Source organism: Streptomyces sp. NPDC028305, from assembly GCF_055569495.1.
Genome location: NZ_JBVHTN010000006.1, coordinates 200623 through 223976, shown reverse-complemented (window position 1 = coordinate 223976; position 23354 = coordinate 200623). Strand labels below are relative to the sequence as shown.

General features: G+C 73.5%; 24 protein-coding genes and 1 pseudogene. 12 read left to right on the top strand and 13 right to left on the bottom strand.

Annotation, left to right across the window (positions count from 1 at the left end; all coding sequences use genetic code 11):
• The first annotated feature begins 65 nt into the window (after nt 1-65).
• Nucleotides 66-1025 (top strand): D-2-hydroxyacid dehydrogenase family protein, encoded by a 960-nt coding sequence (locus tag ACZ4WQ_RS26420; protein ID WP_398375789.1) that lies wholly within the window; start codon nt 66-68, stop codon nt 1023-1025.
• A 162-nt stretch (nt 1026-1187) separates the two neighbouring features.
• Here the strand turns inward: ACZ4WQ_RS26420 and ACZ4WQ_RS26415 are convergent, their stop codons facing one another.
• The 3 genes from ACZ4WQ_RS26415 to ACZ4WQ_RS26405 are packed head-to-tail and all read right to left on the bottom strand — an operon-like array spanning nt 1188 to nt 4322.
• Nucleotides 1188-1967 carry a hypothetical protein gene (locus ACZ4WQ_RS26415; protein ID WP_311728527.1) on the bottom strand — a complete coding sequence of 260 codons (780 nt, stop codon included), beginning with the start codon at nt 1965-1967 and terminating at the stop codon, nt 1188-1190.
• On the bottom strand, nt 1960-3402 hold the full coding sequence (locus ACZ4WQ_RS26410) for an ABC transporter permease subunit (RefSeq protein ID WP_398375791.1): 1443 nt from the start codon (nt 3400-3402) through the stop codon (nt 1960-1962). The genes ACZ4WQ_RS26415 and ACZ4WQ_RS26410 overlap by 8 nt, the downstream gene beginning before the upstream one ends.
• Nucleotides 3399-4322: an ABC transporter ATP-binding protein gene (locus tag ACZ4WQ_RS26405; protein ID WP_398375921.1), complete on the bottom strand. Its 924-nt coding sequence runs from the start codon at nt 4320-4322 to the stop codon at nt 3399-3401. The genes ACZ4WQ_RS26410 and ACZ4WQ_RS26405 overlap by 4 nt, the downstream gene beginning before the upstream one ends.
• Nucleotides 4323-4454: 132 nt before the next feature.
• On the opposite strand from ACZ4WQ_RS26405, the gene ACZ4WQ_RS26400 reads away from it, so the two are divergent.
• Together ACZ4WQ_RS26400 and ACZ4WQ_RS26395 are read left to right on the top strand one after the other, a co-directional pair.
• Entirely contained in the window at nt 4455-5747 is a 1293-nt protein-coding gene (locus tag ACZ4WQ_RS26400; RefSeq protein ID WP_398375793.1) for a sensor histidine kinase, read from the top strand.
• A complete protein-coding gene (locus tag ACZ4WQ_RS26395; RefSeq protein WP_398375795.1) occupies nt 5744-6424 on the top strand; it encodes a response regulator in 681 nt (226 codons plus the stop codon). The genes ACZ4WQ_RS26400 and ACZ4WQ_RS26395 overlap by 4 nt, the downstream gene beginning before the upstream one ends.
• Nucleotides 6425-6434: 10 nt before the next feature.
• Here ACZ4WQ_RS26395 and ACZ4WQ_RS26390 read toward each other — a convergent pair whose 3' ends face one another.
• Entirely contained in the window at nt 6435-6800 is a 366-nt protein-coding gene (locus tag ACZ4WQ_RS26390) for a PH domain-containing protein (RefSeq protein ID WP_311728523.1), read from the bottom strand.
• Nucleotides 6801-6911: 111 nt separating this feature from the next.
• Between ACZ4WQ_RS26390 and ACZ4WQ_RS26385 the strand changes: the two genes are divergently transcribed.
• Nucleotides 6912-7394, top strand: coding sequence for a GNAT family N-acetyltransferase (locus tag ACZ4WQ_RS26385; RefSeq protein ID WP_311728522.1), 483 nt, complete (start codon nt 6912-6914; stop codon nt 7392-7394).
• A 40-nt stretch (nt 7395-7434) separates the two neighbouring features.
• Here the strand turns inward: ACZ4WQ_RS26385 and ACZ4WQ_RS26380 are convergent, their stop codons facing one another.
• The 3 genes from ACZ4WQ_RS26380 to ACZ4WQ_RS26370 are packed head-to-tail and all read right to left on the bottom strand — an operon-like array spanning nt 7435 to nt 10973.
• A complete protein-coding gene (locus ACZ4WQ_RS26380; RefSeq protein ID WP_398375923.1) occupies nt 7435-8880 on the bottom strand; it encodes a DUF1996 domain-containing protein in 1446 nt (481 codons plus the stop codon).
• Between the two features lie 48 nt (nt 8881-8928).
• On the bottom strand, nt 8929-9615 hold the full coding sequence (locus ACZ4WQ_RS26375; protein ID WP_311728629.1) for a response regulator transcription factor: 687 nt from the start codon (nt 9613-9615) through the stop codon (nt 8929-8931).
• A complete protein-coding gene (locus tag ACZ4WQ_RS26370) occupies nt 9612-10973 on the bottom strand; it encodes a sensor histidine kinase (protein ID WP_398375798.1) in 1362 nt (453 codons plus the stop codon). Before ACZ4WQ_RS26370 ends, ACZ4WQ_RS26375 begins: the two co-directional genes overlap by 4 nt.
• Nucleotides 10974-11188: 215 nt before the next feature.
• Here ACZ4WQ_RS26370 and ACZ4WQ_RS26365 point away from each other — a divergent pair, with 215 nt between their 5' ends.
• A complete protein-coding gene (locus tag ACZ4WQ_RS26365; RefSeq protein ID WP_311728520.1) occupies nt 11189-11890 on the top strand; it encodes an ABC transporter ATP-binding protein in 702 nt (233 codons plus the stop codon).
• Nucleotides 11887-14304: an ABC transporter permease gene (locus ACZ4WQ_RS26360; protein WP_468022463.1), complete on the top strand. Its 2418-nt coding sequence runs from the start codon at nt 11887-11889 to the stop codon at nt 14302-14304. The genes ACZ4WQ_RS26365 and ACZ4WQ_RS26360 overlap by 4 nt, the downstream gene beginning before the upstream one ends.
• A gap of 66 nt (nt 14305-14370) precedes the next feature.
• Here ACZ4WQ_RS26360 and ACZ4WQ_RS26355 read toward each other — a convergent pair whose 3' ends face one another.
• The gene (locus ACZ4WQ_RS26355) at nt 14371-14559 is read right to left on the bottom strand and encodes a hypothetical protein (protein WP_358846835.1); all 189 of its coding nucleotides are present in this window, start codon (nt 14557-14559) and stop codon (nt 14371-14373) included.
• Entirely contained in the window at nt 14552-15775 is a 1224-nt protein-coding gene (locus ACZ4WQ_RS26350; RefSeq protein ID WP_468022462.1) for a serine/threonine-protein kinase, read from the bottom strand. Before ACZ4WQ_RS26350 ends, ACZ4WQ_RS26355 begins: the two co-directional genes overlap by 8 nt.
• Before the next feature lie 130 nt (nt 15776-15905).
• Between ACZ4WQ_RS26350 and ACZ4WQ_RS26345 the strand changes: the two genes are divergently transcribed.
• Together ACZ4WQ_RS26345 and ACZ4WQ_RS26340 are read left to right on the top strand one after the other, a co-directional pair.
• The gene (locus ACZ4WQ_RS26345; RefSeq protein WP_468022461.1) at nt 15906-16529 is read left to right on the top strand and encodes a TetR/AcrR family transcriptional regulator; all 624 of its coding nucleotides are present in this window, start codon (nt 15906-15908) and stop codon (nt 16527-16529) included.
• Between the two features lie 71 nt (nt 16530-16600).
• Nucleotides 16601-17782, top strand: a complete 1182-nt coding sequence (locus tag ACZ4WQ_RS26340; protein WP_398375806.1) for an acyltransferase — start codon at nt 16601-16603, stop codon at nt 17780-17782.
• A gap of 34 nt (nt 17783-17816) precedes the next feature.
• Here the strand turns inward: ACZ4WQ_RS26340 and ACZ4WQ_RS26335 are convergent.
• Nucleotides 17817-18812 (bottom strand): annotated as a pseudogene (locus ACZ4WQ_RS26335) (RNA-guided endonuclease InsQ/TnpB family protein).
• Between the two features lie 368 nt (nt 18813-19180).
• Between ACZ4WQ_RS26335 and ACZ4WQ_RS26330 the strand changes: the two are divergent.
• From ACZ4WQ_RS26330 to ACZ4WQ_RS26320, 3 genes are all read left to right on the top strand, one after another.
• Nucleotides 19181-20083 (top strand): ion transporter, encoded by a 903-nt coding sequence (locus tag ACZ4WQ_RS26330; RefSeq protein ID WP_398375808.1) that lies wholly within the window; start codon nt 19181-19183, stop codon nt 20081-20083.
• Nucleotides 20084-20338: 255 nt separating this feature from the next.
• Nucleotides 20339-20668, top strand: a complete 330-nt coding sequence (locus ACZ4WQ_RS26325) for a hypothetical protein (protein ID WP_398375927.1) — start codon at nt 20339-20341, stop codon at nt 20666-20668.
• Nucleotides 20665-20916 (top strand): hypothetical protein, encoded by a 252-nt coding sequence (locus ACZ4WQ_RS26320; RefSeq protein ID WP_398375810.1) that lies wholly within the window; start codon nt 20665-20667, stop codon nt 20914-20916. The genes ACZ4WQ_RS26325 and ACZ4WQ_RS26320 overlap by 4 nt, the downstream gene beginning before the upstream one ends.
• A 20-nt stretch (nt 20917-20936) precedes the next feature.
• Here ACZ4WQ_RS26320 and ACZ4WQ_RS26315 read toward each other — a convergent pair whose 3' ends face one another.
• From ACZ4WQ_RS26315 to ACZ4WQ_RS26305, 3 genes are all read right to left on the bottom strand, one after another.
• A complete protein-coding gene (locus ACZ4WQ_RS26315; protein ID WP_311728511.1) occupies nt 20937-21194 on the bottom strand; it encodes a twin-arginine translocase TatA/TatE family subunit in 258 nt (85 codons plus the stop codon).
• A 60-nt stretch (nt 21195-21254) separates the two neighbouring features.
• Nucleotides 21255-22103, bottom strand: a complete 849-nt coding sequence (locus ACZ4WQ_RS26310) for a hypothetical protein (RefSeq protein WP_398375812.1) — start codon at nt 22101-22103, stop codon at nt 21255-21257.
• Between the two features lie 118 nt (nt 22104-22221).
• Nucleotides 22222-22797, bottom strand: a complete 576-nt coding sequence (locus ACZ4WQ_RS26305) for a TerD family protein (protein ID WP_311728509.1) — start codon at nt 22795-22797, stop codon at nt 22222-22224.
• A gap of 139 nt (nt 22798-22936) precedes the next feature.
• On the opposite strand from ACZ4WQ_RS26305, the gene ACZ4WQ_RS26300 reads away from it, so the two are divergent.
• Nucleotides 22937-23353 carry a BlaI/MecI/CopY family transcriptional regulator gene (locus ACZ4WQ_RS26300; protein WP_385347293.1) on the top strand — a complete coding sequence of 139 codons (417 nt, stop codon included), beginning with the start codon at nt 22937-22939 and terminating at the stop codon, nt 23351-23353.
• The last annotated feature ends 1 nt before the right edge of the window (nt 23354 follow it).

Genomic DNA, 23354 nt, shown 5'->3' with positions numbered 1-23354 from the left:
CACCGGCCGTGCCCGGACAACGAAACGGACAAGATGACGCGGAGAGCCGCGGTAAGGGAGCGGGGATGAAGCTGCGCTGTGCGGTGCTCGACGACTTCCAGGGGGTGGCCCTGACCAGTGCAGACTGGGCCCCCGTCCTGGACCGGGTGGAGGTCGTGAGCTTCACCCGGCACTTCGGCACCGAGGACGAGCTGGCCGCGGCTCTGGCCGACTTCGACTTCGTCGTCACCCTTCGGGAGCGCGTCGCCTTCCCCGGCTCGCTGTTCGCCCGGCTGCCGAGGCTGAAGCTGCTGATCGCCTCCGGCATGCGGAACTCGGTCATCGACTACGCGGCGGCCGAGCGCCACGGCGTGACGGTCTGCGGCACGGCCAGCTCCCAGGCCCCGCCGGTCGAGCTGACCTGGGCGCTGATCCTCGGCCTGGCCCGGGGCCTGGTCGCCGAGAACACCGCGCTGCGCACGGGCGGGCCCTGGCAGAGCACGGTCGGCGCGGATCTGCACGGCCGTCGGCTGGGACTGCTGGGCCTGGGGAAGATCGGCAGCCGGGTGGCCGCGATCGGGCTGGCCTTCGGGATGGAGGTGACGGCCTGGAGCCAGAATCTGACGAGGCAGCGGGCCGATGAGGTCGGGGTGGCGCTCGCCGGTTCCAAGGAGGAGCTGCTGGCCTCCAGCGACGTGGTCTCCGTCCACCTCGCGCTGAGCGACCGCACCCGCGGTCTGCTGGGCGCGCCCGAACTGGCCCTGCTCAAGCCGACCGCGTACCTCGTCAACACGTCCCGGGCCGCCATCGTCGACCAGGAAGCGCTGATCGACGCCCTGCGGCGGGGCGCGTTCGCCGGGGCGGGGGTCGATGTCTTCGACGTCGAGCCGCTCCCGGCGGACCACCCCATGCGCACCCTGCCCCGGCTGCTGGCCACCCCGCACCTGGGCTATGTCTCCCAGGACAACTACCGCAGGTACTACGGCGAGGCCGTCGAGGACATTCAGGCCTTCCTCGCCGGCTCCCCCGTACGCGTCCTGGGCTAGGCCGTGTCCGGCGGATCTTGACGCCTGCGGCGGGCCCTCCCCGCCCCTACCCCGGGGGGGGCTGGGGCGAAGCCCCAGTCTCGGGAAGGGGCGGGGTGGGGGCTGCGTCGATTTGCTGCCCCCCTGGGCGCCACCAGCCCACTCCGCGCCCACCCGCCCCCGTCACGCGTCGCGGAAGCGCAGCGCCGCCCAGCCCAGGGCCACCGCCGCCCCCGCCCAGGCGGCGAGGACGCCGAGGCCCGTCCAGGGGGCGAGGGGGGCGGTGCCGGTGCCCGGGAGGGTGGTCTGGACGGCGAGCCCGGCGCTCATCGGCGAGACCTTCTGGACCACATGGAGGGCGTGCGTGGACATCGGGACGACCTTCGTGGCCAGAAACGGCCCGTACAGCAGCGCCGCCGTGGCCCCGACGGCCACCCCGCCGTGCCGGAGCACCGCGGCCACCCCGGCGCCCAGCAGCGCGACCAGCGCCAGATAGAGCAGGGTGCCGGCGGCCGCCCGCCACACCGCCGGGTCGGACAGGGCGGCCGCGGCGTGGCCCTGCCCGGCCGACACGGCCCGCCCGGCCAGCAGCGACCCCAGCACCCCGGGGACGCCGGCGCCGAGCACCGCCGCGGCCACGACGGCGGCCTTCGCGGCGAGGACGCCGGTCCGTCCGGGGTGCGCGGCCAGCGTCGTACGGATCACCCTCGGCTGGTACTCGGAGGCGACCAGCGCCACCCCGACCGCGACGGCGGCGAGTTGCGCGAAGTAGACGCCCGACAGGGCGAGCGCCGCCGGGTCCGCCGGGGTGTCCCGGGGGCGCCCCTGGCCCGCGGCGGTGAGCGCGGTCACGCCCGCCATGACCGCGGTCAGGGCCGCCAGCGTCCACAGCTGGGACGGCACCGTGCACAGCTTGGTCCACTCGGCGCGCAGGGCCCGCCCCGCGCGCCGCGCCTCACGCATCGCGCCTGCCCTGCACCCAGAACGCGGCGCCGAGCGCCACCGCCGTGTATCCGCACAGGACGGCGAAGCCGCCCCAGGGGCTGGTCGAGTCGCCGAGCAGGTGCATGGTCTGGCGGATGGCCAGCCCCGCGATCGGCGTGGCCCGGTTGACCCAGTTGTTGACGTCGACCGAGCTGACCTGGGCGACGATCGGCACCACCAGGAACACCCCGAAGAGCAGGATCACCGCCCCCGCCGTACGCCGCAGCAGCACGCCGACGCCGAGCGAGAGCAGCGCGACCAGCGCCAGCGTGGCCGCCGTGCCGACGACCGCGCGCAGCACCGTGGGGTCGCTGAGGGAGGGGTCGGGGTGGACCGGCGGGCCCATGCCGTTGCGGCGCTGGATCGGCCGGGTGAGGAGGAGGGTGGTGACGGCCGCGGCGAGGCCCATGGGGAAGACGGTGCCCGCCAGCACGACGGCCTTGGCGGCCAGCACCCGGGCGCGGCGCGGGGAGGCGCCGAACGTCGTACGGATCGTGCCGGTCCGGTACTCGGAGGTCATGGCGAGCACGCCCAGCGCGATCGCCGCGATCATCCCGAACTGCGCCCCGGAGAGGCTGTCCTTGACCCGGTCGAAGCCGTGGAGTTCGCTGCCGACGCCCGCGATCCCGATGCGGCCGAGGTCGCCGCTCCCGGTGACGGTGAAGGTGCCCCCGGCGCGCCGCAGGGTGCCGGGGCTCTCGGACGCGGTGCGGATCTCGGCGGGCGGGCCATGGGTCACGGGTGCCTCGGCCACGTCCGTCAACGTCCAGTCGTCCGGCGCGGAAGCCCCCGCCGGGGCCAGGGTGACGTGGTCGAACACGGCCTGGCCTGTGGTGGGGCGGAAGCCGCCCACGATCTCGCCGGGGCCCACCAGACGCTCGTGCAGGCGCCCGTGGGAGGCCACGAACAGCCCCGCCTGGGCCCGCGCCGGCAGCGCGCGGGCGGTGAGCGTGCCGACCTTCCGCCAGGCGCGGCCGTCGGCGGACGCGTACCCGGTGATCTCGCGCCCCGCGCGGGTCAGCCGCAGCCAGACCGGTGCGGCCGTGTCGCCCTCGCCGGTGGCCTCGGTCTTCGCGTCGGCCAGCATCCGTACGCCGTGGTCGGGGGTGACCATCAGGGCGACGTACGAGGAGCCGCTGGCCGTCGACGCCTTGATGACGACGCCGGACTTGGCCCAGGGGGCGCTGTCCTTCTGTTGTGCGACGCGCGCGGTGACGCTTCCGTCGCCGCTGAGTTCGCGGTGCACGAAGCTGAAGTGGTCGACGGTCCGCGGAGCGTCGTTGGCGTTGCCGTGGCCGCCCTGCGCGGAGAGATAGCCGATGAGCACGGTGAAGGAGAAGACGGCGAGCAGGGCGACGGCGGTGCTGCGCACCGACATCAGCTTGGTCCACTCGGCGCGGATCGCGCGTATCACGAACCCTCCCGCGCGCGGAACTCCCCGGCATCCCGGGTCAGTTCGAGATAGGCCTCCTCCAATGAGGCGCGATGAGCCGCCACCTCAGAGAACGGCACCCCGCCCGCGCCCAGCAGGGCCACCACCCGCTCGGCGGGCAGCCCGTCCACGGTGAGCCGGTCGGGCCCCAGGACCGCCACCTCGGCCCCGGCCCCGGCCAGTGCCGTCACCGCTTCCGCGCGGCGCGGGGTGCGCAGCGTGACGCGGCCCTTGGACGCGGCGGCCAGCAGCGTCGCCACATCGGTGTCCGCGAGCAGCCGGCCGCGGCCTATGACGATCAGGTGGTCGGCGGTGTCCTCCAGCTCGCTCATCAGGTGGCTGGAGACCAGCACGGTGCGCCCCTCGGCGGCCAGCGAGCGCAGAAAGCCGCGGATCCACTGGATGCCCTCCGGGTCGAGCCCGTTGACCGGCTCGTCCAGGATCAGCACCGGCGGATCGCCCAGCAGCGCCGCCGCGATGCCGAGCCGCTGCCGCATGCCGAGCGAGAAGCCCCCGGCCCGGCGTCGCGCGGCGGAGGCGAGGCCGACCAGCTCCAGCACCTCGTCGACGCGCCGGGCGGGCAGGCCGTTGTACCGGGCCAGCCACAGCAGATGGCTGCGCGCCCGGCGGCCGGGGTGGACGGCCTCGGCGTCCAGAAGTGCCCCGACGACCTTCAGGGGCTCGCGCAGCGAGGCGTACGGGCGGCCGCCGACCAGGGCGGTGCCTCCGTCCGGGGCGTCGAGCCCCATCACCATCCGCATGGTCGTCGACTTCCCCGCGCCGTTGGGCCCGACGAACCCGGTGACCAGCCCGGGCCGCACCGCGAACGTCAGCCCGTCCACGGCCGCCGTGGGCCCGTAACGCTTCCGCAGATCGTGGGCCTCGATCGAGAGGCCCGTCATGGTTTTCGCCATGCCCAGGGACGCTACGCAGCGCTGCCCGGCAGGCCGTCACGCCGGTGGGGAATCTTTCCGGCCCGGGTGTCCCCCGCACGGGGGACGGCAGGGCGCGCCGGCCGCCGCATAATGACCGGCGTGAGGTGGAGAAGGCCCCGGGCCGGTGCGGCCGGTGCGGCCGGTGCGGCCGGTGCGGCCGGTGCGGCCGGTGCGGCCGGTTCGGCGGGTGCGGCCGGTGCGGCGCGTGCCGCGGCCGGGCGCGGGGCGGCGGCGGTACGGCGGCTCGGCCGCGCCCCGGATCTGCCGCTCGTGGCGGCCGCGGCGCTGTGTGCCGCCGGGCTGCTCCAGGCCGTCGCGGAGATCGACGAACGCAACCGCGCCGACATCCCGCTCACCCTGGCCCTGGTCCTCGGCTCGACCGCGCCGCTCGCCTTCGCCCGCACCCATCTGCTGCCCGCGGCCACGGCGGTGACGGCCGCGGTCCTGCTGACCCCGCTGAGCGACCGGCTGCCCTGTGTGGCCGCGCTGCCCGCCCTGGCCGCACTGCTCCATCTGACCGGGTTGCGCGGCTCGCCCCGCACCACGCTGCTGTTCGCCGTCCCCTTCGTGGCGTACGCGGTGGGCCCGGCCGCCTCGGCGGCCGGCGGCAAGCCGCTCGGCGTGGCGCTGCTGGCGGGCGCCGCGGCCGCGCTCGCGGCCGGGGCGGCGCGGCGGGCCGGCGGGGAGGCGGCCGCCCGGTCCGCGGCCGACTGGGAGTACGCGCACACCGTGCTGGAGCACGCGGCGCGCGGCGAGCGGGCCCGGATCGCCCGGGAGCTCCACGACGTCGTCGCCCACCACATCTCCACCCTGTCCGTGCAGGCCGAGACCGCCCGGCTGACCACCCCCGGGCTGCCGCCGTTGGGTGCCGAGCGGCTGCTGGCGATCGGCGACACGGCCCGGCAGGCGCTCACCGAAATGCGCCGTCTGCTGGGCGTGTTGCGCGACGACGCGTCGTCCGGCCCGCCCACCCGCCGGCCGCAGCCCGGCCTCGACCAGCTGCTCACCCTGGTCGACGAGGCCCGCGACGCCGCGGGCGGCGGCGTCCGGCTCGTCGTACGCGGCCGGATCGCCCCCCTGGAGCCCGGCCTGGAGCTCACCGCCTACCGCATCGTCCAGGAGGCCCTGACCAACGCCCGGCGGCACGCCCCCGGCGCGCCGGTCGACGTCGAACTCCACTACGCCGAGGGCGCGCTGCGCGTCACCGTACGCGACATCGGCCCCGTCACCGGCCCCATGAGCCCCGGCCCGGCCCCCGGCGGCGGCCACGGCCTGCTCGGCATGCGCGAGCGCGTCGCCATGGCCGGCGGCACCCTGCGCACCGGGCACGGCCCGGCGGGCGGCTTCGTCGTCGCGGCCGAACTGCCGCTGCGGGCGGCGGCGGCCGCATGACCGTACGCATCGTCATCGCCGACGACCAGGACGTGGTGCGCGCCGGGTTCGGCGCGCTGCTGGACACCCAGCCCGACCTGACCGTCGTCGGCAGCGCGGCGGACGGCGCGGCGGCGGTCGGGATCTGCCGCGAGACGCGCCCCGACGTCGTCCTCATGGATGTGCGCATGCCGGTCCTGGACGGCATCGAGGCCACCCGCCGCATCGTCGCCGGGGCGGGAGTCGGTGGCGGCCCGCGCATCGTCATGCTGACCACCTTCGACCTCGACGAGTACGTCTACGACGCCCTGGCCGCCGGCGCCAGCGGCTTCCTCCTCAAGGACATGGCCGCCGAGCGGCTCTTCGAGGCCGTGCGCGTGGTCGCCGCCGGGGAGGCCCTGCTCGCCCCGACCGTCACCCGCCGCCTCATCGGCGAGTTCGTCCGGCTCCGCCCCCACACCGCCGAGCCCACCCCGCTCGCCCTCCTGACCCCGCGCGAGACCGAGGTGCTCCGCCTCATCGCGGAGGGCCTGGCCAACGCCGAGATCGCCGCCCGCCTCACGGTGAGCGCCGAGACCGTCAAGACCCACGTCAGCCGGGTCCTGGCCAAACTCGGCGCCCGCGACCGCGCCCAAGCGGTGATGCTGGCGTATGAGTTCGGTCTTGTCGTGCCGCGTTCGGGCGGGCCACGCATCTGAGACGGCGCCGCTACTTCGCCACGAACTGCGTCAGGATCGCCTGCACCTCGTAGATGTCGACACCCTTGGTGAAGGTCTTCTCGATCGGGGTGGCGTTGCTCGAGATCCAGATCTTGAGCTCCGCGTCGAGGTCGAAGTGGCCGGCGGTCTCCACCGCGAAGTGGGTGATGCTCTTGTACGGGACCGAGTGGTACTCCACCTTCTTGCCGGTGATTCCCTGCTTGTCGACGAAGATCAGCCGGCGGTCGGTGAAGAGGATGGTGTCCCGTATCAGCTGGTACGCGGCCTGTATCTGCTCGCCCTGCCCCAGCAGCTTCGCGTAGTCCCGCTGCGCCGACGCCGGGTCGACGGTGTGTGCGTTGCCGAAAAGTGCCATGACAGCCCCCATTTGTCGTCGTTGTGCGATCTCCGTATGTATATCGCCTACTGGGCGGGGAGCGAAGTAAGCGGACTGAGATACTCCGGCCATGGATGCCGGGATGACGGGATGACGGGGAACGGGACGCGACCGGACACCGCGGTGCGCTGGGCGCTGCGCTCCGCGGCGATGGCGGACGTCGAGGCCGTCGCGGAGTTGCGGGCCGCGGTCATGCGGGCGGATCTGGAACGGCTCGGACGCTACGACGAGCACCGGGTGCGGCAGCGGCTGCGGGACTCGTTCTCCACGGAGTACACGTCGATCATCATGGTCGGCCGTGAGCTCGCGGGATGCGTCACGCTCCGGCCCGCCGACGGCAGGCAGTGGCTGGAGCACTTCTACCTGGCGCCGCACCAGCAGGGCCGCGGGCTCGGCTCCGCCGTCCTGCGCACCGTGCTGGAGCGGACCGACGCGCAGGGTGCGGCCGTGGCGCTGAAGGTCCTCCAGGGCAGTGCCGCCCGTCGGCTCTACGAGCGTCACGGATTCGTCATGGAAGCCCAGGACCCGATCGACGTCCTCATGGTGCGCCCGCCGTCCGAGCGGAGACGATAAAGGACCCGGCAGGGGGGCGTCCCCCTGCCGGGTCAGTGGGTCAGCCGCACTTGCGGCCGCTGTTGATGCAGCTCACGGCCTGCTTCATCAGCTTCTGCGACATCACGTTGATGAAGTCGCCATGGTCCGTGACCGGCTTGTGCAACTGCTCGGGGAAGCTGTCCACGGCGAAGTTCGAGGCGCCGGGGGCGAGCTTGTAGGTGATCCGCTGGACCAGCTGCGGAATGGCCTTGAACCCCTTCTGGCACGAGCCGTCGGCGGCGGCGAAGGCCACATGCGTACGGTGGTTCGCGCTGTCCGCGTTCTTGCCGTCCCAGCAGCTCTGGAAGTTGAACGTCCGCACCACGTTGCTGCCCTTCGGGCAGATCGGGTACTTGTCCTTCAGCTGGCGGTTCTCGAAACCGGTGCAGCTCCAGGACGCGTTGGCGTTGGCCGTGCCGTTGGTGAACGCCTTGGCGTCACCGGTGATGATGCGCAGGAACTTGGGCATCTCCACGACCTTGGAGACCGGGCTGCCCTTGAAGGTGAGCTGTACGGAGGTGGGCCGCAGGATGCGTCCCACGTTGCCCTCCGTGCCGCCGCCCGGGGCGCCCGCGTCGAACTCCTTCGTGCCGTCCTGGAGCCGCAGGACGGGCCAGTAGTGGGTGGACCGGTCGCCGTTGGTGCAGGTGGTCCCGGCGGACTCGAGGGTCTGGTTGGACGCGAAGGCGTCGGTCTTCTTGTTGCCGACGTAGTCGTGCATGTGGTGGGCGCCGTTGCTCACGCCGGGGGCCACGATGACGTTGTCGGAGTTGAAGTGCTTGTTCTCGTTGCGCCCGCAGCGCGAGGAGAAGGTGCCCTTGGAGCCCTTGCCCTGCACGCGGGGGGCCTTGACGTTGGGCTTGACCTTGCGGATGTCCACGAAGTCCGCCCGCTGGGGGCCGGACTGCTGCTGAGCGCCCGCGGCCGGGGTCGCGCCCCCCGCCGCGGGGGTGCCCGGCGCCGCGGTCTGGGCGCCGGCGGCGGCCACGGCGGCCGCTTCGTCCTGCTTGACCGTGCAGGACGCCAGCGAGTCCAGGCCGGACGGGCGGGGCTTGACCTTCTCGATCTCCGTGGCGATGCGGTCCAGGGTCTGCCGCCGCTCGGAGTTCAGCGGGTCCAGCACGCGGGTGCGCACCGACTCCTGGTCGGTCTTGCCGCCCTGGTCCACGAGCCGCTGGTAGGCGGTCGCGACCTGGCTGTCCATCTTGGCCAGCTGGTCGTTCACGGCGGGCCGCGCCTGCTGTGGCACGTCCGACAGGCCGGTCGCGACATCGGGGCACTTGATGGTCATCCCGGCTCGCGCGGCGGCCTGCTGCGCGGGGGTCTCCTTGGCGGCCGACGCGTTGTTGTCGGTCATCAGGAGCGCTCCGCCCCCGACGGCCAACGCCGTCGCACCGACCACGGACATCGCGATCACTCGGGACCGCTTATGTCTCTTCCTGTTTTTCACCGGGCCGCCCCTCATCGGTTGTCGTCGCATACCGAAGAGATACGTAAGCGGGGGCGGTTCTTCTCAGTGGGCGTCCGCGTCCCGCCGTCCACCGGGGCTGACCAGCCCGGTTTCATAGGCGACGACCACGGCCTGGACACGGTCGCGGAGCCCGAGTTTGGCGAGGATGCGGGCGACATGGGTCTTGACGGTCGCCTCCGACAGATGGAGTCGGGCGGCGAGTTCGGCGTTGCTGAGCCCCTGGGCCAGCAGCCGCAGGACCTCCGCCTCGCGCGGGGTCAGCGCGGCCAGGTCGCGGTGGAGCGCGGCGGTGTCGGGGTCCCGGCGGGCGTAGCGCTCCACGAGGCGGCGGGTGATCGCCGGGGCCAGCAGCGCGTCGCCGGAGCGGACCATGCGGACGGCGGCGACCAGATGCTCGGGGGTGACGTCCTTGAGGAGGAAGCCGCTGGCCCCGGCGGACAGCGCCGCGTAGACGAAGTGGTCGAGGTCGAACGTGGTGAGGATGATCACGCGGGGCTCGCCGGGGGAGCCGCTCAGGATGCGCCGGGTGGCCTCCAGGCCGTCCATCTCCGGCATCCGGATGTCCATCAGCACCACATCGGGCCGGGTGCGCCGGACGGCCTCGACGGCCTCGCCCCCGTCCGCCACCGCGGCGACCACATCGATGCCGTCGGCCGCCAGGATCATGGTGAAGCCCGTACGGACGAGCGCCTGATCGTCGGCGACCACCACGCGCAGCGGCCCGGTCACATCTCCTCCAGGGGGCATGTCTTTTCCAGGGGGATCTCTGCCTCGACGCGGTAGCCGCCACCGGGGCGCGGCCCGGTGTGGAGGGTCCCACCGTAGACGGACAGCCGCTCGCGCAGGCCGATCAGCCCGCGCCCGCCGCCGGTCGCCGCGGACGCGCCGGGCGTGCCGCCGGTGTCGGTGACCTCCACCCGCAGCCTGTCGTCGCCGTACGCGACGGTGACCGCCGCCGTCGATCCGGCGGCGTGCTTCACGGTGTTGGTCAGCGCCTCCTGCACCACGCGGTACGCGGCCAGGCCGACCCCGGACGGGACGGGGCGCGGCGTCCCGGACACGGTCAGCTCGACCGGCAGCCCGGCCTCCCGCACCCGAGCGACCAGCGCGTCCAGCTGGCCCAGGCCCGGCTGCGGTGCGAGGTCCGGGGTGGCGGCTCCGCCGGTGCCGGTGGTGTCTTCGTCCATCGTCAGCAGGCCCATCGCGTGACGCAGTTCGGCCATCGCCGCCCGGCCGCTCGCCTCCACCGCGAGCAGCGCCTCGCGGGCCCGGTCGGGGGTGGTCGCCATGACCTTGCGGGCGGCCCCGGCCTGGATGACCATCACGCTGACGTTGTGCGTCACCACGTCGTGCAACTCGCGGGCGATACGGGCGCGTTCCTGCTCGGCGGCGCGGCGCAGCTCCTCGGCCCGCTCCCGTTCCAGCGCGGACATCCGCGCGTCGCTCTCGCCCGCCCGCAGCTTCCAGGTGCGCAGCCCGTTGGCCGCCACCACGATCGGCACCAGGATCAGCAACGGGATGTACTCGTTCTGGACGACGGGCAGCGTGCCGTCGGCGAGCCTGCTCAGCGCGAACACCGCCACCGGCAGACTCGCCAGCGTGGCCACCCGGTAAGGGCTGTACGCCGCGGCGCCGTAGGCGGCGATCACGCAGGCGTACGAGGTGATCCTGGGCGCGCTCGTCGGCGTCAGCGAGACCGCGACCGTCACGATCCACAGCACGGCGAGCGGATACCGGCGGCGCAGCGCGAGCGGCGCCGAGGCGGCGACCGCCAAGGCCACCGGGAGGAGCCAGCCCGCCAGCCAGCCCGGGCCCGGGGGCGGCCCGTCCGGGAGCGGCGGCGGCACAGGTGGGGGCGCGGGTTCGGACGGCTCGGCAGGGACCCACGGTTCGACCACGCCGTCGACGGCCGTCTGGACCCGCCCGTCCCAGTGCTCCACGGCGTACTGGACGCTGGCGATACCCAGGGCCAGCGCCAGCGCCACGTCGAAGACCATGCCTCGGCGGGTGGGGAGGGGCAGCGGGCCGGTCGCGCGCTTCAGCAACTCGGTCAGTTCGCGCAGCCGGGCCGGCAACGGCACGTTCATCACCGGCTCATTCTCGCCACCGGACCAGGCCCGGAACATCCTCCCGCCGGTCTTCGGGGCGCCCGCCCCTACATCGCTCGCCTACATCGTTGGGATGACACCGGCCGCCCTCATCCCGGAGCGGTACCGGAAATGCCCCGGCCGGGCGACGTGCCCCGGAGACGTCCGCGCCTAGCGTCCAACCGCGTCACACGCATGGACCTAGGGAGACGAGCATGACCACGCCGGTGATCGAACTGCGGGATGTGAGCCGCGGATACGACGGGGGGCCGCCCGCGCTGGACGACGTGTCGCTGACCGTGCGGCCCGGGGAGGCCGTCGCGATCCTCGGGCCGTCCGGCAGTGGCAAGTCCACGCTGCTCAACCTGGTCGCGGGCCTGGACCGGCCGGACGCCGGAACCGTCACCGTCGACGGCGTGCGCGTGGACACCCTGGGCGAGGCGGCGTCGGCGCGTTTCCGGCGCGCGAAGATCGGCATGGTCTTCCAGTTCTTCAACCTGCTCGACGACCTGACCGTCGCCGACAACGTCGCCCTGCCCGCCCGGATGGCGGGGCGGTCGCGCGGCGCCGCCCAGCGCCGCGCGGCCGAACTGCTCCAGTCGCTCGGCGTCGACCGGCACGCCGACGCCTACCCGGGGCGGCTGTCCGGCGGCGAGCGGCAGCGCGTCGCGGTGGCCCGGGCCCTGGTCAACCGGCCCGCGCTGCTGCTGGCCGACGAGCCGACCGGCGCGCTGGACACCGCCGCGGGCGAGGCCGTCCGCGAGCTGCTCACCGAGCTGAACGCCGCCGGGCAGACGGTGGTTCTGGTGACCCATGACCTCGCGCTGGCGCGGTCCTGCACGACGCGTACGGTCCGGCTGGTCGATGGCCGCATCGCGGCGGAGGGGCACACCGTCATGGCGGAGGAGGCCCGATGAGCGCCCTGGGCCGGGTCGTGCGCTCGGGGGTGCGCCGCCGCCGGGTGCAGAACGCCGTGATCGGGCTGGCCACCACGATGGCGGTGACCGCCGCCGTCCTGTGCGCCTCGCTGCTCGTGGCCTCCAGCGCGCCGTTCGCCGACGCCTTCGCCAAGCAGCGCGGCGCGCATCTGTCGGTGCGGTACGACGCGGCCAAGGCCACGGCCGCGCAGCTGGCCGGGTCCGCGGACGCGCGCGGGGTCACGGCGGCGGCCGGGCCCTTCCCGACCGCGTCGGTCACCCCGAGCCTCGACGGCGAGAAGCTGGTGCCGATGTCGGTCGTCGGCCGCGCCGATCCCGGCCGCGATCCGGTCGACCGCGTCACCCTGACCGAGGGGGTCTGGGCCACCCGGCCCGGCCAGATCGTGCTGTCGCCCGGGGCCGGCGCTCCCCCCGTGTTGGGCCTGAAGCTCAGCTTCCCCGATCTGCCCGGCGACCCGACGCTGACCGTGGTCGGCGTGGCCCGCTCGGTCAGCCGTACCGCCGACGCCTGGGTGGCCCCCTCCCAGATCGCCTCGCTGACCGCGCCCGGGGCGCGGGCGGGCTATCAGATGCTCTACCGCTTCGCCGACGCGGACACCGGCGCCCGGATCGCCGCGGGGCGGGCGGCGGTGAAGGCGGCGGTGCCGGCCGGGGCGCGGGTCGGCGACCAGTCCTGGCTTTCCGTCAAACGGGAGGCCGAGCAGGAGACCGCGGTGTTCGTGCCGTTCCTCGTCGCCTTCGGCGTGCTCGGGCTGGTCATGGCCGTGCTGATCGTGGGCAATGTGGTGGCGGGCGCGGTCGGCGGCGGGCTGCGGCGGATCGGCGTCCTCAAGGCGCTCGGGTTCACCCCCGCCCAGGTCGTACGGGCCTATATGGCCCAGGCCCTGATCCCGGCGGCGTTCGGCACCGTGGTCGGCGTCGTCGCGGGCACCCTCCTGACCCGTCCGGTCCTGTCCGAGGCCGAAGAGGCCTACGGGACCGCCGGGTTGATCATCGCCCCGTGGGTCGTGGCCGCGGTGGCCGCCGGGGCGCTCGGCCTGGTGGCGGCGGTCGCGTGGGCGAGCGCGGCGCGGGCCGGGCGGCTGCGGGCCGTCGACGCGCTCGCCGTCGGCCGCTCCGCGCGCCCCGGCCGCGGCCGGGCGGTGGTCCGGCTGACCGGGCGGCTCCCGCTGTCCCGGCCGCTGGGCCTCGGCCTGGCCCGCCCGTTCGCCCGCCCCGCCCGCGCCGCCGCGATGGTCGCGGCCGTCGCCTTCGGGGCCACCGCCGTCACCTTCGCCGTGGGCCTGGCCGCCTCGCTGAACCGGGTGCAGGACGCCAGGGAGCACGACAGGGCCGATGTCACCGTCGACCCCAAGGCGGCGGCCCTCGGACCGGACGGAGGACCGGACGGAGGACCGGACGGAGGGCCGGACGGAGGGCCGGACGGAGGGCCCGGCCCGCACCGCAGGGGCCCGGGCGGCCCGCCGCGGATCACGGCCGACCCCGCCGCGATCACCGCGGCGATCAAGGCCCAGCCGGGGACCCGCGCGTACTACGCCACCGCCGCCACCCAGGTGACCATCGCCGGGCTGACCGGCTCCACCGAGCTCCACACCTTCGCCGGGGACGCCACCTGGGCCAACTACCGGAAGGTCTCCGGCAGATGGTTCGAGGAGCCCGGCGAGGCCGTCGTGCCGTCCCAGTTCCTCGCCGCCACCGGCACCCGGCTCGGGGACACCGTCGCCCTGAACCACGCCGGCAAGACGGTCCGGGTCCGGATCGTGGGGGAGGTCTTCGACCCCCGGAACCAGGGCATGAACGTCCTCACCGACGCCGCGACGCTCGCCCCCGCGAGCCCGCCGGCCGACAGCTACCGCATCACCCTCAAGCCCGGCACGGACGCGGCCGCTTACGTCACCGCCCTGAACTCCGCGCTCGGCTCGCTGGACGTCACCGCGCGCACCGGCCCCTCCGGGGGCGAGAGCGAGGTGATCCTCGTCCTCGACGCGCTGGCCGCCCTCCTCACCCTGATGCTCGTCGCCGTCGCGGGTCTTGGCGTGCTCAACGCGGTCGTCCTCGACACCCGCGAACGCGTCCACGACCTCGGCGTCCACAAGGCGCTCGGCATGACCCCGCGGCAGACCGTCGCGATGGTCCTCGCCTCGGTCGTCGTGGTGGGTCTCGCGGGCGGCGCCCTCGGCGTCCCGGCGGGCCTGGCCCTGCACGCGGCGATCGTCCCCGCCATGGGCGAGAGCGCCGGACTCACCCTCCCCACCGCGGCCATCGACGTCTACACCCCGCCCGAGCTGCTCCTGCTCGGCCTCGGCGGCCTGCTGATCGCCGTCACCGGCGCCCTCCTCCCCGCGGGCTGGGCCGCCCGGACCCGCACGGCCACGGCGCTGCGCACGGAGTAAGAGGGGGAGAGGAGAGAGAGGGCGGGGCGGGCGCGGCGGAGCGTCCGCCCCGCCTGCTTCGCCCCGCTATCGCTTCTGGGCCCGGTAGCGCTTGAGCAGCGCGGTGATCTTCGTCTGGTCCGCGTCGCCGTTCAGCTCGCCGAGCAGCTCGTCCGGGCAGAGTTCGTAGTGGTCGCCCCACCACCGGCGCGCCCGGTTGTCCCAGACGCGGTAGCCGCCCGGCACGCCTCGGGCGACGTACCGCCGTCTACTCACGCGGGGAGCTGGTCGTCGGGGACGTCGGGCCGTTCGGGCTGTCCGCCGAGCTGTTGTCGGTCGAGAACCAGGCGATGCCGATCAGGACCGCGGCGATGAAGGCCACGGCACCGGCGATCGCGCTGGCCACCCTCGGCCGACGCCGGATGAGCGCGCGGGCGCCGGGCCGCTGGGCGGGGGCCTGCCGGCGGCCACGGTCCGGGCGCGGGGCGGAGGTGGGGGCGGGGGCGGCCTGCGGCAGGCGGTACGTGGCGACGGAGGGCGGCTCGGGTGTGCTGGGCGCTCCGGGCCGCGCGGCCGCCGCACCGGCGGCCGACGTGGTCCCGAAGACCTGGGCGCGCGGGGGCGGGCCCTGCATGGGCGCGGGCGCGGGCGCCGGGGTCGGCTCCGGCATGGGCTCCGGGTGGCCCTGCCAGGCACCCGAGCCGAACCAGTCGGCCACCTGCTGGGCGGCGGGGCGGTCCTCGGGCTGCTTCGCGAGCATCCCGAGCAGAAAGTTCTCGAACGCGGGCGGCAGCTGGAAGCCCCGGCTGCGCGGCGGCACCGGCGCGGCGTCGATGTGCTGGGCGAGCGTGGCGGCGGAGGTGTCGGCCTGGAACGGCGGGGCGCCGGTGAGCAGCTGATAGAGCAGACAGCCCAGCGAGTACACGTCGGAGGCCGGGCTCGCGGGCCGCCCCAGGGCCCGCTCGGGGGCCAGGTAGAGGCTGGTGCCGATGATCTGCCCCGCCGTGGTGAGCGCGGTGGCGGGGTCGTCGACGAACCGGGCGATCCCGAAGTCGCCGATCTTGACCGTGCCGTCGGCGTCGGACATCAGGTTGCCCGGCTTGATGTCCCGGTGGACGATCCCCGTACGGTGCGCGGACGCCAGCCCGGCGGCCGCCTGGGCGGCGATGACGGCCACCCGCTCGGCGCGGAGCGCGCCCTGGGAGGTCAGCTCCTGGGCCAGGCTCTGGCCTTCGACCAGCTCCATCACCAGATAGAAGCGGCCGTCGCGGGCCCCGAAGTCGAACACCCCCACGATGTTGGGGTGGCTCAGCCGGGCCGCCGTCTGGGCCTCCAGCCTGAAGCGGGCCGCCGCCTGCGAGCCGGGGTCGTCACCGAGCAGCAGCTTGACGGCCACCGTCCGTCTCAGCACCTCGTCGGTGGCTCGCCAGACCTCGCCCATACCGCCGCGGCCAATGGGTGTCTCCAACCGGTACCGATCCGCCACCAGCACGTGTGCACAACCTCGATCCTGATCGACCCTGAGCAATCCAAGACGCCGACGGACAGCAGCACCGTACGAGGAGGTAGGTGGTGGGGGGACCGCGACAGATTCAGGGTACCGACGCGGATAGCCTCCTGGTATGCGAGCGGTGGACAGAACGGACCTGACGGGGCGGGCGCGGCTGCGGGAGGCGGCGCTCGAACTCTTCGCGGAGCGTGGGTTCGAGGCGACGTCCACGCGGGCGGTGGCGGCCGCCGCCGGGCTCTCCCCGGCGCTGGTGACCCGCCACTTCGGCTCGAAGCAGGGGCTGCGTGCGGCGGTGGACGAGTATGTGCTCGGCCGGATCGGCGAGGCGCTGGGCGGCCTCGACGCGGAGGGTGCCGACGGCGGTGCGCTGATGGCCTCGCTGGGTGAGGTCTCGGCGCGGCTGTTCGGGGCCGATCCGGTGCTGCGCGGCTATCTGCGGCAGGCGCTGCTGGAGGACAGCGAGGCGAGCGCGGTGCTGTTCGGGCGGCTGCTGCGGGGGGCGCGGCGGGAGCTGGAGCGGCTGCGGGAGGCGTCCGGCGGGGCCACGGACCCGCGGGCGGACGAGGAGTGGGCGCCGTTCCAGCTGCTGTGCCTGATCCTCGGGCCCCTGCTGCTGGAGCGGGTCATGCAACCGAACGTCAGCGACCCGATGTTCGCCCCCGAGGTGCTGGCCCGCCGCAGCGCCGCCAACCAACGCCTGTTGCTCCACGGCCTGTTCGGCCCCGACGAGGCGTAGGGCGGGCCCGAAGGCCGATACGGGGGACAGCCCTACCGCGCGAGTGTGCACGTGTACACCATTCTCAACACATGAACACCAAGCCTTCTGTTCCACCCTCCCGGCTCGCCTGGCTGGACAACCTCCGTATCGCCGTGACCGTCCTCGTCGTGGTCCACCACGCCGCCCAGGCGTACGGCCCCGACGACTGGTGGTACGTCGAGGGGCGGCCGCGCTCGGGGGCGCTGGCCGCGCTGTCGGCGCTGGACGGGACGTTCGCGATGAGCCTGTTCTTCTTCGTCTCCGCCTACTTCGTGCCCACGTCGTACGAACGCCACGGCGCCCGCGCGTTCCTGACCTCCCGGCTGCGGCGGCTCGGCATCCCGCTGGTCGTCGGGGCGCTGACGATCGTCCCGGGGCTGATGTACACGTACTACGTCCACTACCGCGGCTACGCCCCGATCTCCTTCCCCCGCTACTTCACCGACGTGTATCTGGGGCTGGGCGAGAAGCCGGCCGGCTGGAGCGGCCCGTCCTGGCCGGATCTCCAGTTCGCGCACCTGTGGTTCATCCAGAACCTGCTGGCCTACAGCGCCCTGTATCTGCTGTGCCGGCAGGCCGCCCGGCTGCTGCGCCGACGGCGGCGTGAGGACCAGAACCCCGCGCGGGTGCCGGGGCACGGCGCGCTGGCGCTGCTGACCGTCGGGCTCGCGGCGGCCACCTACGCCGTGCGGCTGCGCTACCCGCTCGACTCCTGGGTGCCCTTTCTGGACTTCCTCCAGGTGGAGCCCGCCCGGCTGCCGCTCCAGGCGAGCTTCTTCGTGCTCGGCGCGGTGGCCCACCGCTACGGCTGGCCGGCGCGCTTCCCCGCCCGGACCGGCCTGATCTGGCTGGCGGGCGGGGTCGGCGGGGCGGCCCTGCTGTTCGCCGTCGGCCCGGACGCCGACTGGTTCGCGCCGGGCGGCGCCGGGTGGCGGTCCGCGCTGTGGTCGCTGTACGAGAGCGGCCTGTGCGTGGCGCTGTGCGTCGGGCTGCTCACGCTGTTCCGCGAGCGGTGCGCGGGCTCGGGGCGGCTGCGCCGCGAGCTGGCGGCCGGTTCGTACGCCGTCTACATCATCCATCTGCCGATCGTCGTGGCCGTGCAGTTCGCCCTGGGGAGAGATGCCCTGCCCGCGCTCGTCGCCTGGGTCCTGACGGCCGTTCTCGCGCTGGGCGCGGCGTTCCCGGCTGCCGCCGGACTGCGCCGGCTGCCGGGGTTCCGCTCGGTGCTTTGAATCCTCCCCTCCCTGAAGGGAGGGGATTCCTGGCTCAGGCCGCCTCCTGGAGCAGCGCTCCGGGAGGTCTTCTGCCATCGGCACCAGCCGGGTTGAGACCAGCCCGGACGAGCATCACGTGTGCGGAGTTCTTGTCCCGTGGGGACATGGTTCCGCATGCGGTGCAGGTGATAGGTGCGCTCACCCAGCGGCAGGCGATGCTTGGCTCTCGCATCGCACTGCGCGCAGTCCATCGTGGTGTGCGCGGGGTGGACGAGGCGGATGTCCCGCCCGTGCTTGCGGCCCATCTCGATCAGGGCGGCCTTGGTGGCGCCGAGAGCGGCGTCAGCGGCCTTGCGGGCCATGGTGGTCTTGGCGAGGAACTTCGGGCGGAAGTCCTCGACAGCGATGGCGTCGTGGTCGCGATCTCCTTCACGCCCCGGTCGACACCGAGTACGCGGCCGGTCCCAGGCAGGGGCGCAACCTGGGCGGGTACGACGAACGAGCAATACCAGTGCCCGAGGCTGTCCTGATACACGCGCACTGAGGACGGCTCAGCCGGCAGTTCCCGCGACCACACCACCGTCACGACGATGCCCCCGGCCAGGCGCAGATGCCCGTCCTGCAACCGGAACCCGCGCCGGGTGTAGTTGAGGCTCGGCAGCGCCTCGCGCCTGGTCTTCCACTTCGGCATCCCGGCCCGCCGCCGTATCGGCAAGCGTGTTGTGATGTCCTTCTGTGCCTTGGCGCGGGAGCGGCCGAAGTCGCGGATGATCTGCTGCTGAGGGACCGACGAGCCCTCACGCAGCCATGGTGTCGTCTTCCGCGCCTCGGTCAGCATCCTGTCGAGCTGAGCCGGGCCGCACGTGGCCCTCTGGCCGGTGGCCTTGTTGCGCAGGTACACGGCCCTGGACTTGGCGACGCACTCGTTCCACACCCACTGGCAGCGGTCCCACTCCGCCGCCAGGGCGGTACGGGCGGTGGACGACACGCGAACCCGGTAGGTGTACCGAGCATGCCCGGCCTCCGCAGCCGCCCTCACCTGTGCCATCCCCCTCACAGTCCCCGGCCGGGACGCCATGCCCCGACTCTCCGAAAGACCATACGCACGGCCGCCGTACACACGTGCCCCGATCCCGCCACCATCACCCCGTCCAGCGATCACTGGCGCACGCGTTCGCATCACGCTGGCGATGCCGACACGGCAGTGGGCCTCGCGCACTGAAGCGGATACGGGGATGCTCCGCGTCGCAACACGGATGCGATTCCTTCCAGGGGCAAACGGGGGGAGCCTCCTCGCAAGACATCAGGTGACGCCGCCCCCCAGGCGGCCCGTCTGCCCGCCGTTCGCCCCCTCCACCCCGTAAGATCAACTCAGTTGAAGGGTGAACGGCGGGCAGCGCAGAGTTGGAACGTGACATGGCGGACCAGACCGTCGCACTCAAGGTGCGCACCCTCGCGGAGCGCTCCCGCCGGGTTGTCGACTCGCGCTGGTTCGGGGTGCTGGTCTTCGGCGTCATCATGGCCAACGCCGCCGTCCTCGGCGTCGAGACGTACGGCGGCGCCGTCGAGCGCTGGCACACCGAGCTGAAGGCCCTGGAACACGTCTTCCTGGCCTTCTTCACCGCCGAGATCCTGTTACGGGCGGCCGCCCATGCCGACCGGCCCCGGGACTTCCTCCGCGACCCGTGGAACCTGTTCGACGTGGTGGTCGTGGTGCTCGCGTTCCTGCCCATCGCGCGCGAGAACGCGACCGTGCTGCGGCTGCTGAGGCTGGCCCGGGTGCTGCGGGCCGCGCGGTTCCTGCCGCAGGTGCGGATTGTGATCACGGCCGTCGGCAAGAGCCTCCCGGGCACGCTGAGCTTTCTGCTGGTCGGCACCCTGCTGCTGTATGTGTACGCCATGGTCGGCTGGGTGTTCTTCGCCGACGACGACCCGGAGCACTACGGCTCGATCGGGCGGTCCGGGCTGACCCTGTTCCTGCTCATCACCCTGGACGGGCTGGGCGACGCGGTGCGCGCGGGGCTCGAGATCTCCCGCTGGACCATCGTCTACTTCGCGTCGTTCGTGCTGCTGGGGTCCTTTGTGCTGGTGAACCTGCTCATCGGCGTGGTGATCAACTCCCTTGAGGAGGCCCGCGCGATGGAGGAGGAGCAGCCGAACGGGCGGCACGCGGCCGCGCAGCCCGCCGTGCCACCGGAGGGGGATGCGCTGCGGGAGCGGATCGCGGCCGCCCGCCGGGCGCTCGACGATCTGGAAGCCGGCCTGGAGGCCGACCGGGGAAGCCGGGACGGGGTCAGCGCGGAGCGGTGCCGCCATTGACGTTGTGGTGAGTTTGAGACGGCGACACGCCGAAGCGACGGCGTGTCGCCGTCTCAAACTCACCACAAGTCCATGCCGGGTCATGGCCCCAGGGCAGCGGCTGCGTCCTGATGTCCTCGCGTATGAGGAACGTGAGCGGCAGCGGCGGCGGGAACTCCGGCAGGAGCGCGAGGCTCGACAGGAACGGGGTCCCGTGCCGATGCTGGCCCTCGGTGGCATCGACACCGTGCCCGTGTGGGTGGCGCGGTGAGGGCGATGTTCGGCCTGCGGCTGCTGCCGTGGTCCGGCCCCGATGGCAAGCCGTGCTATCTGGCGACGGACGACGGCAACAGCCTTCTGAGCCGCAGAGCGGACGAGATCGAGGCGCTCCAGGTGTCGATGGGGAGGGAACTCCTCGCCCACGCCCGCGCGCTGCTCGCGGACCGTGAGGCGGGCGCTGGGGAACTCCGCTTCCTGGCGGCTCGGTTGTGTGAGGCGCTGTGCGACGTGCTGCGGGTGGCCGAGAGCAGAGGCGGGCGCCTGCCCGCACCCGACGAGGACGGCGTGCATGGGCTGGACCCTGAGCGTGCCCGGGAGTTGTCATGACCGGCTGGCGGATCTGGCCCGTTCCCGGGTGGGGCCTGCGCCGTACGCACGAGGGGGAGCTCGCGCTGCCACTCCAGATCAGCAGCGGCGGGCAGCATCGTGCCATCGCCGAACTGGAGCTGACACCCGTTGAGGCGGAACATCTGCACGCGGCCTTGTGCTACGCGCTCGACGGGCGGCATCCGCCCGTCGGCGCCCCCGAATGCTGTCAGCCGGTCCGCTACCCGGGCGGGCGGCAGCGGTACTGAAAACGGCCGCCCGCCTCGGGTCAGCGCGGAGCGGTGCCGCTGCCGGGGTCGTTCTCCGTCCGGGATTTGATGACGTCGCCGGGCTCGGCGCGGATGACACGGTTGCCGGATCCGTCCTGGGTGACGGACGGCGCCTCGTCGGACTTCATCGCCTTGGCCTCGCTCTTGAGGATGCGGGCCGACTTGCCCATGGAGCGGACCAGGTCCGGGAGTTTCTTGGCCCCGAGGACGACGATGACGACGATCAGGAGCAGTGACAGTTCGCTTATGCCGAGCATCGGTGCCTGCTTTCTCTGTGGGGTGGTGGGCTTGCGCTGGGGTGCGGGTGGCCGCCGCCGTCAGTCTTCCCCCGATGAGCGTCGCACGGAGAAGTCCGGGCTCGCATAGTCGGGGCTGGAGAAGTCAGGGCTCGCGTAGTCGGGTTTGGCGCGATCGGGATGCGCTCGGTCGGGGGTCGCGTAGTCCGGGCTGGCGTAGTCGGGGCTGGCGTAATCGGGGGCCGCGAAGTCCGGGCTGGAGTAGCCGAGGCGCGGGCGGCGGGCGGGTTCCGGGGGCCGCGTGGGGCCGTTCCGGGGCAGTCGCTCGCGCAGATACGGCAGCACGCCGCGTTCGAGGAGGGCCCGCCGCCAGGCGCCGCGCGCCGCGGCCACCCGTTCGTACTGCCGCTCGGGTGGCGTGGTGCGGTGCCGTGCGGCGGTGGTGAACAGCCAGACGACGCCGGAGACGGTGGTGACGGCCGCGATGACGGCGGTGGTCCAGGCGGCGGTCAGCAGGGTGTCGGCGAGCCGCTCCTGGGAGTCGCTGAGCCCCATGAGGTAGCCGAGAAGCAGGAAGACCGCGGTCGCGGTGGTGGCCAGCACCGGCGTCAGAACGGCCAGCGCGGGCAGCAGCCCACGCCCGCCCGGCCCGTTCCCGGTGGTCGCCTCGGAGGTTTCTTCAGAGAGTGCCGAGGGGCGGGCCGCCGCGCGCAGCTGGACGTAGTCGCGGTACTCGGCCGCGGCCGCCGCCGCGATGGAGGCGGCGTCCGCCAGGGCCTGGGAGTGCAGCTCTTCGAGGCCCGGGCCCTCGGCGGAGCCGTTCCGCAGGGCCGCGCGGATCTCCGCGGCGTTCAGCGCCTGGCGCAGCACCTCCTCGAAGTCGGATCTGTCCTCCCGCTGCAAGGCCTGCGTCGCGTTCGGGCCGGTCATGTCCGTCCCCTCGATGAGTTGGAGCCAGCCGGTGGCGCCGCTGCCGGGCCGGGGCACCCGAGGGCCCGGCCCGGCAGCGGCGGCGGTGCCGGCGGCAAGGCCGGCGGCAGGGGCCGTGTCAGATGCTCACGCCGAAGTCGGAGGCGATGCCCGCCAGGCCCGAGGCGTAGCCCTGCCCGACGGCGCGGAACTTCCACTCCGCGCCGTGGCGGTAGAGCTCGCCGAAGACCATGGCGGTCTCGGTCGCCGCGTCCTCGCTCAGGTCGTAGCGGGCGAGTTCGGCGCCGTCGGCCTGGTTCACCACGCGGATGAACGCGTTGCGGACCTGGCCGAAGCTCTGGCCGCGGGACTCGGCGTCGTGGATGGAGACCGGGAAGACGATCTTGGAGACATCGGCGGGCACGCCGGCCAGGTTGACCTTGATGCTCTCGTCGTCGCCGTCGCCCTCACCGGTGAGGTTGTCACCGGTGTGCTCGACCGAACCGTCGGGGCTGGTGAGGTTGTTGTAGAAGACGAAGTGCTGGTTGGAGGGGACCTTTCCGGACTCGTCGACGAGCAGGGCGCTGGCGTCCAGGTCGTAGTCGGTGCCCGTCGTCGTCCGAACGTCCCAGCCGAGGCCGACCAGGACCGCGGTCAGACCCGGTGCCTCCTTGCTGAGCGAGACGTTGCCGCCTTTGGACAGGGAAACTCCCACGATCTCCTCCTGTGTTTCGGTTGGCCCGGAGCCGGGCCCGGACTCAAAATCTACAACACTGTAGAAGAATCGTGGGGGGCTGTTCGAAGCCGCCGAGGATGTACGGTCCTGTGGCGGCGCAGCGGAGAGAGGAGACGGTGTGAGGGACGACCCCTTGAACCCGGACGAGCACGGCCCCCGCCAGCGTTCTCGGCGGCGCGGGCAGGGCGAGCTGGAGGCGCAGGTCCTGGACGTGCTGTGCCGGGCGGGCGGCCCGGTCACGGCGGCCTGGGTGCAGGAGCGGCTCGAGGGCGACCTGGCGTACACGACGGTGATGACGATCCTGTCCCGGCTGCACACCAAACAGGCCGTGGCGCGGGAGCGGGTGGGCCGGGCGTTCGTCTGGCGGGCCGAGGCGGACGAGGCGGGCCTGGCCGCGCTGCGGATGCGCCGGGTGCTGGACGGCCAGGACGACCGGGAGGCCGTGCTGGCGAGTTTTGTGACGGGGTTGTCGGCGGACGACGAGCGGCTGCTGCGGGACCTGCTGAGCGAGGCCGCGGAGGAGCCGGAGAACTGAC

Bases quoted from the DNA above. Each gene is read 5' to 3' on its own strand.
- ACZ4WQ_RS26420 (WP_398375789.1), top strand. From the start codon at position 66: ATGAAGCTGCGCTGTGCGGTGCTCGACGACTTCCAGGGGGTGGCCCTG.
- ACZ4WQ_RS26415 (WP_311728527.1), bottom strand. From the start codon at position 1,967: ATGCGTGAGGCGCGGCGCGCGGGGCGGGCCCTGCGCGCCGAGTGGACC.
- ACZ4WQ_RS26405 (WP_398375921.1), bottom strand. From the start codon at position 4,322: ATGACGGGCCTCTCGATCGAGGCCCACGATCTGCGGAAGCGTTACGGG.
- ACZ4WQ_RS26395 (WP_398375795.1), top strand. From the start codon at position 5,744: ATGACCGTACGCATCGTCATCGCCGACGACCAGGACGTGGTGCGCGCC.
- ACZ4WQ_RS26390 (WP_311728523.1), bottom strand. From the start codon at position 6,800: ATGGCACTTTTCGGCAACGCACACACCGTCGACCCGGCGTCGGCGCAG.
- ACZ4WQ_RS26385 (WP_311728522.1), top strand. From the start codon at position 6,912: ATGACGGGGAACGGGACGCGACCGGACACCGCGGTGCGCTGGGCGCTG.
- ACZ4WQ_RS26380 (WP_398375923.1), bottom strand. From the start codon at position 8,880: ATGAGGGGCGGCCCGGTGAAAAACAGGAAGAGACATAAGCGGTCCCGA.
- ACZ4WQ_RS26370 (WP_398375798.1), bottom strand. From the start codon at position 10,973: ATGAACGTGCCGTTGCCGGCCCGGCTGCGCGAACTGACCGAGTTGCTG.
- ACZ4WQ_RS26365 (WP_311728520.1), top strand. From the start codon at position 11,189: ATGACCACGCCGGTGATCGAACTGCGGGATGTGAGCCGCGGATACGAC.
- ACZ4WQ_RS26360 (WP_468022463.1), top strand. From the start codon at position 11,887: ATGAGCGCCCTGGGCCGGGTCGTGCGCTCGGGGGTGCGCCGCCGCCGG.
- ACZ4WQ_RS26345 (WP_468022461.1), top strand. From the start codon at position 15,906: ATGCGAGCGGTGGACAGAACGGACCTGACGGGGCGGGCGCGGCTGCGG.
- ACZ4WQ_RS26340 (WP_398375806.1), top strand. From the start codon at position 16,601: ATGAACACCAAGCCTTCTGTTCCACCCTCCCGGCTCGCCTGGCTGGAC.
- ACZ4WQ_RS26330 (WP_398375808.1), top strand. From the start codon at position 19,181: ATGGCGGACCAGACCGTCGCACTCAAGGTGCGCACCCTCGCGGAGCGC.
- ACZ4WQ_RS26325 (WP_398375927.1), top strand. From the start codon at position 20,339: ATGTTCGGCCTGCGGCTGCTGCCGTGGTCCGGCCCCGATGGCAAGCCG.
- ACZ4WQ_RS26320 (WP_398375810.1), top strand. From the start codon at position 20,665: ATGACCGGCTGGCGGATCTGGCCCGTTCCCGGGTGGGGCCTGCGCCGT.
- ACZ4WQ_RS26315 (WP_311728511.1), bottom strand. From the start codon at position 21,194: ATGCTCGGCATAAGCGAACTGTCACTGCTCCTGATCGTCGTCATCGTC.
- ACZ4WQ_RS26310 (WP_398375812.1), bottom strand. From the start codon at position 22,103: ATGACCGGCCCGAACGCGACGCAGGCCTTGCAGCGGGAGGACAGATCC.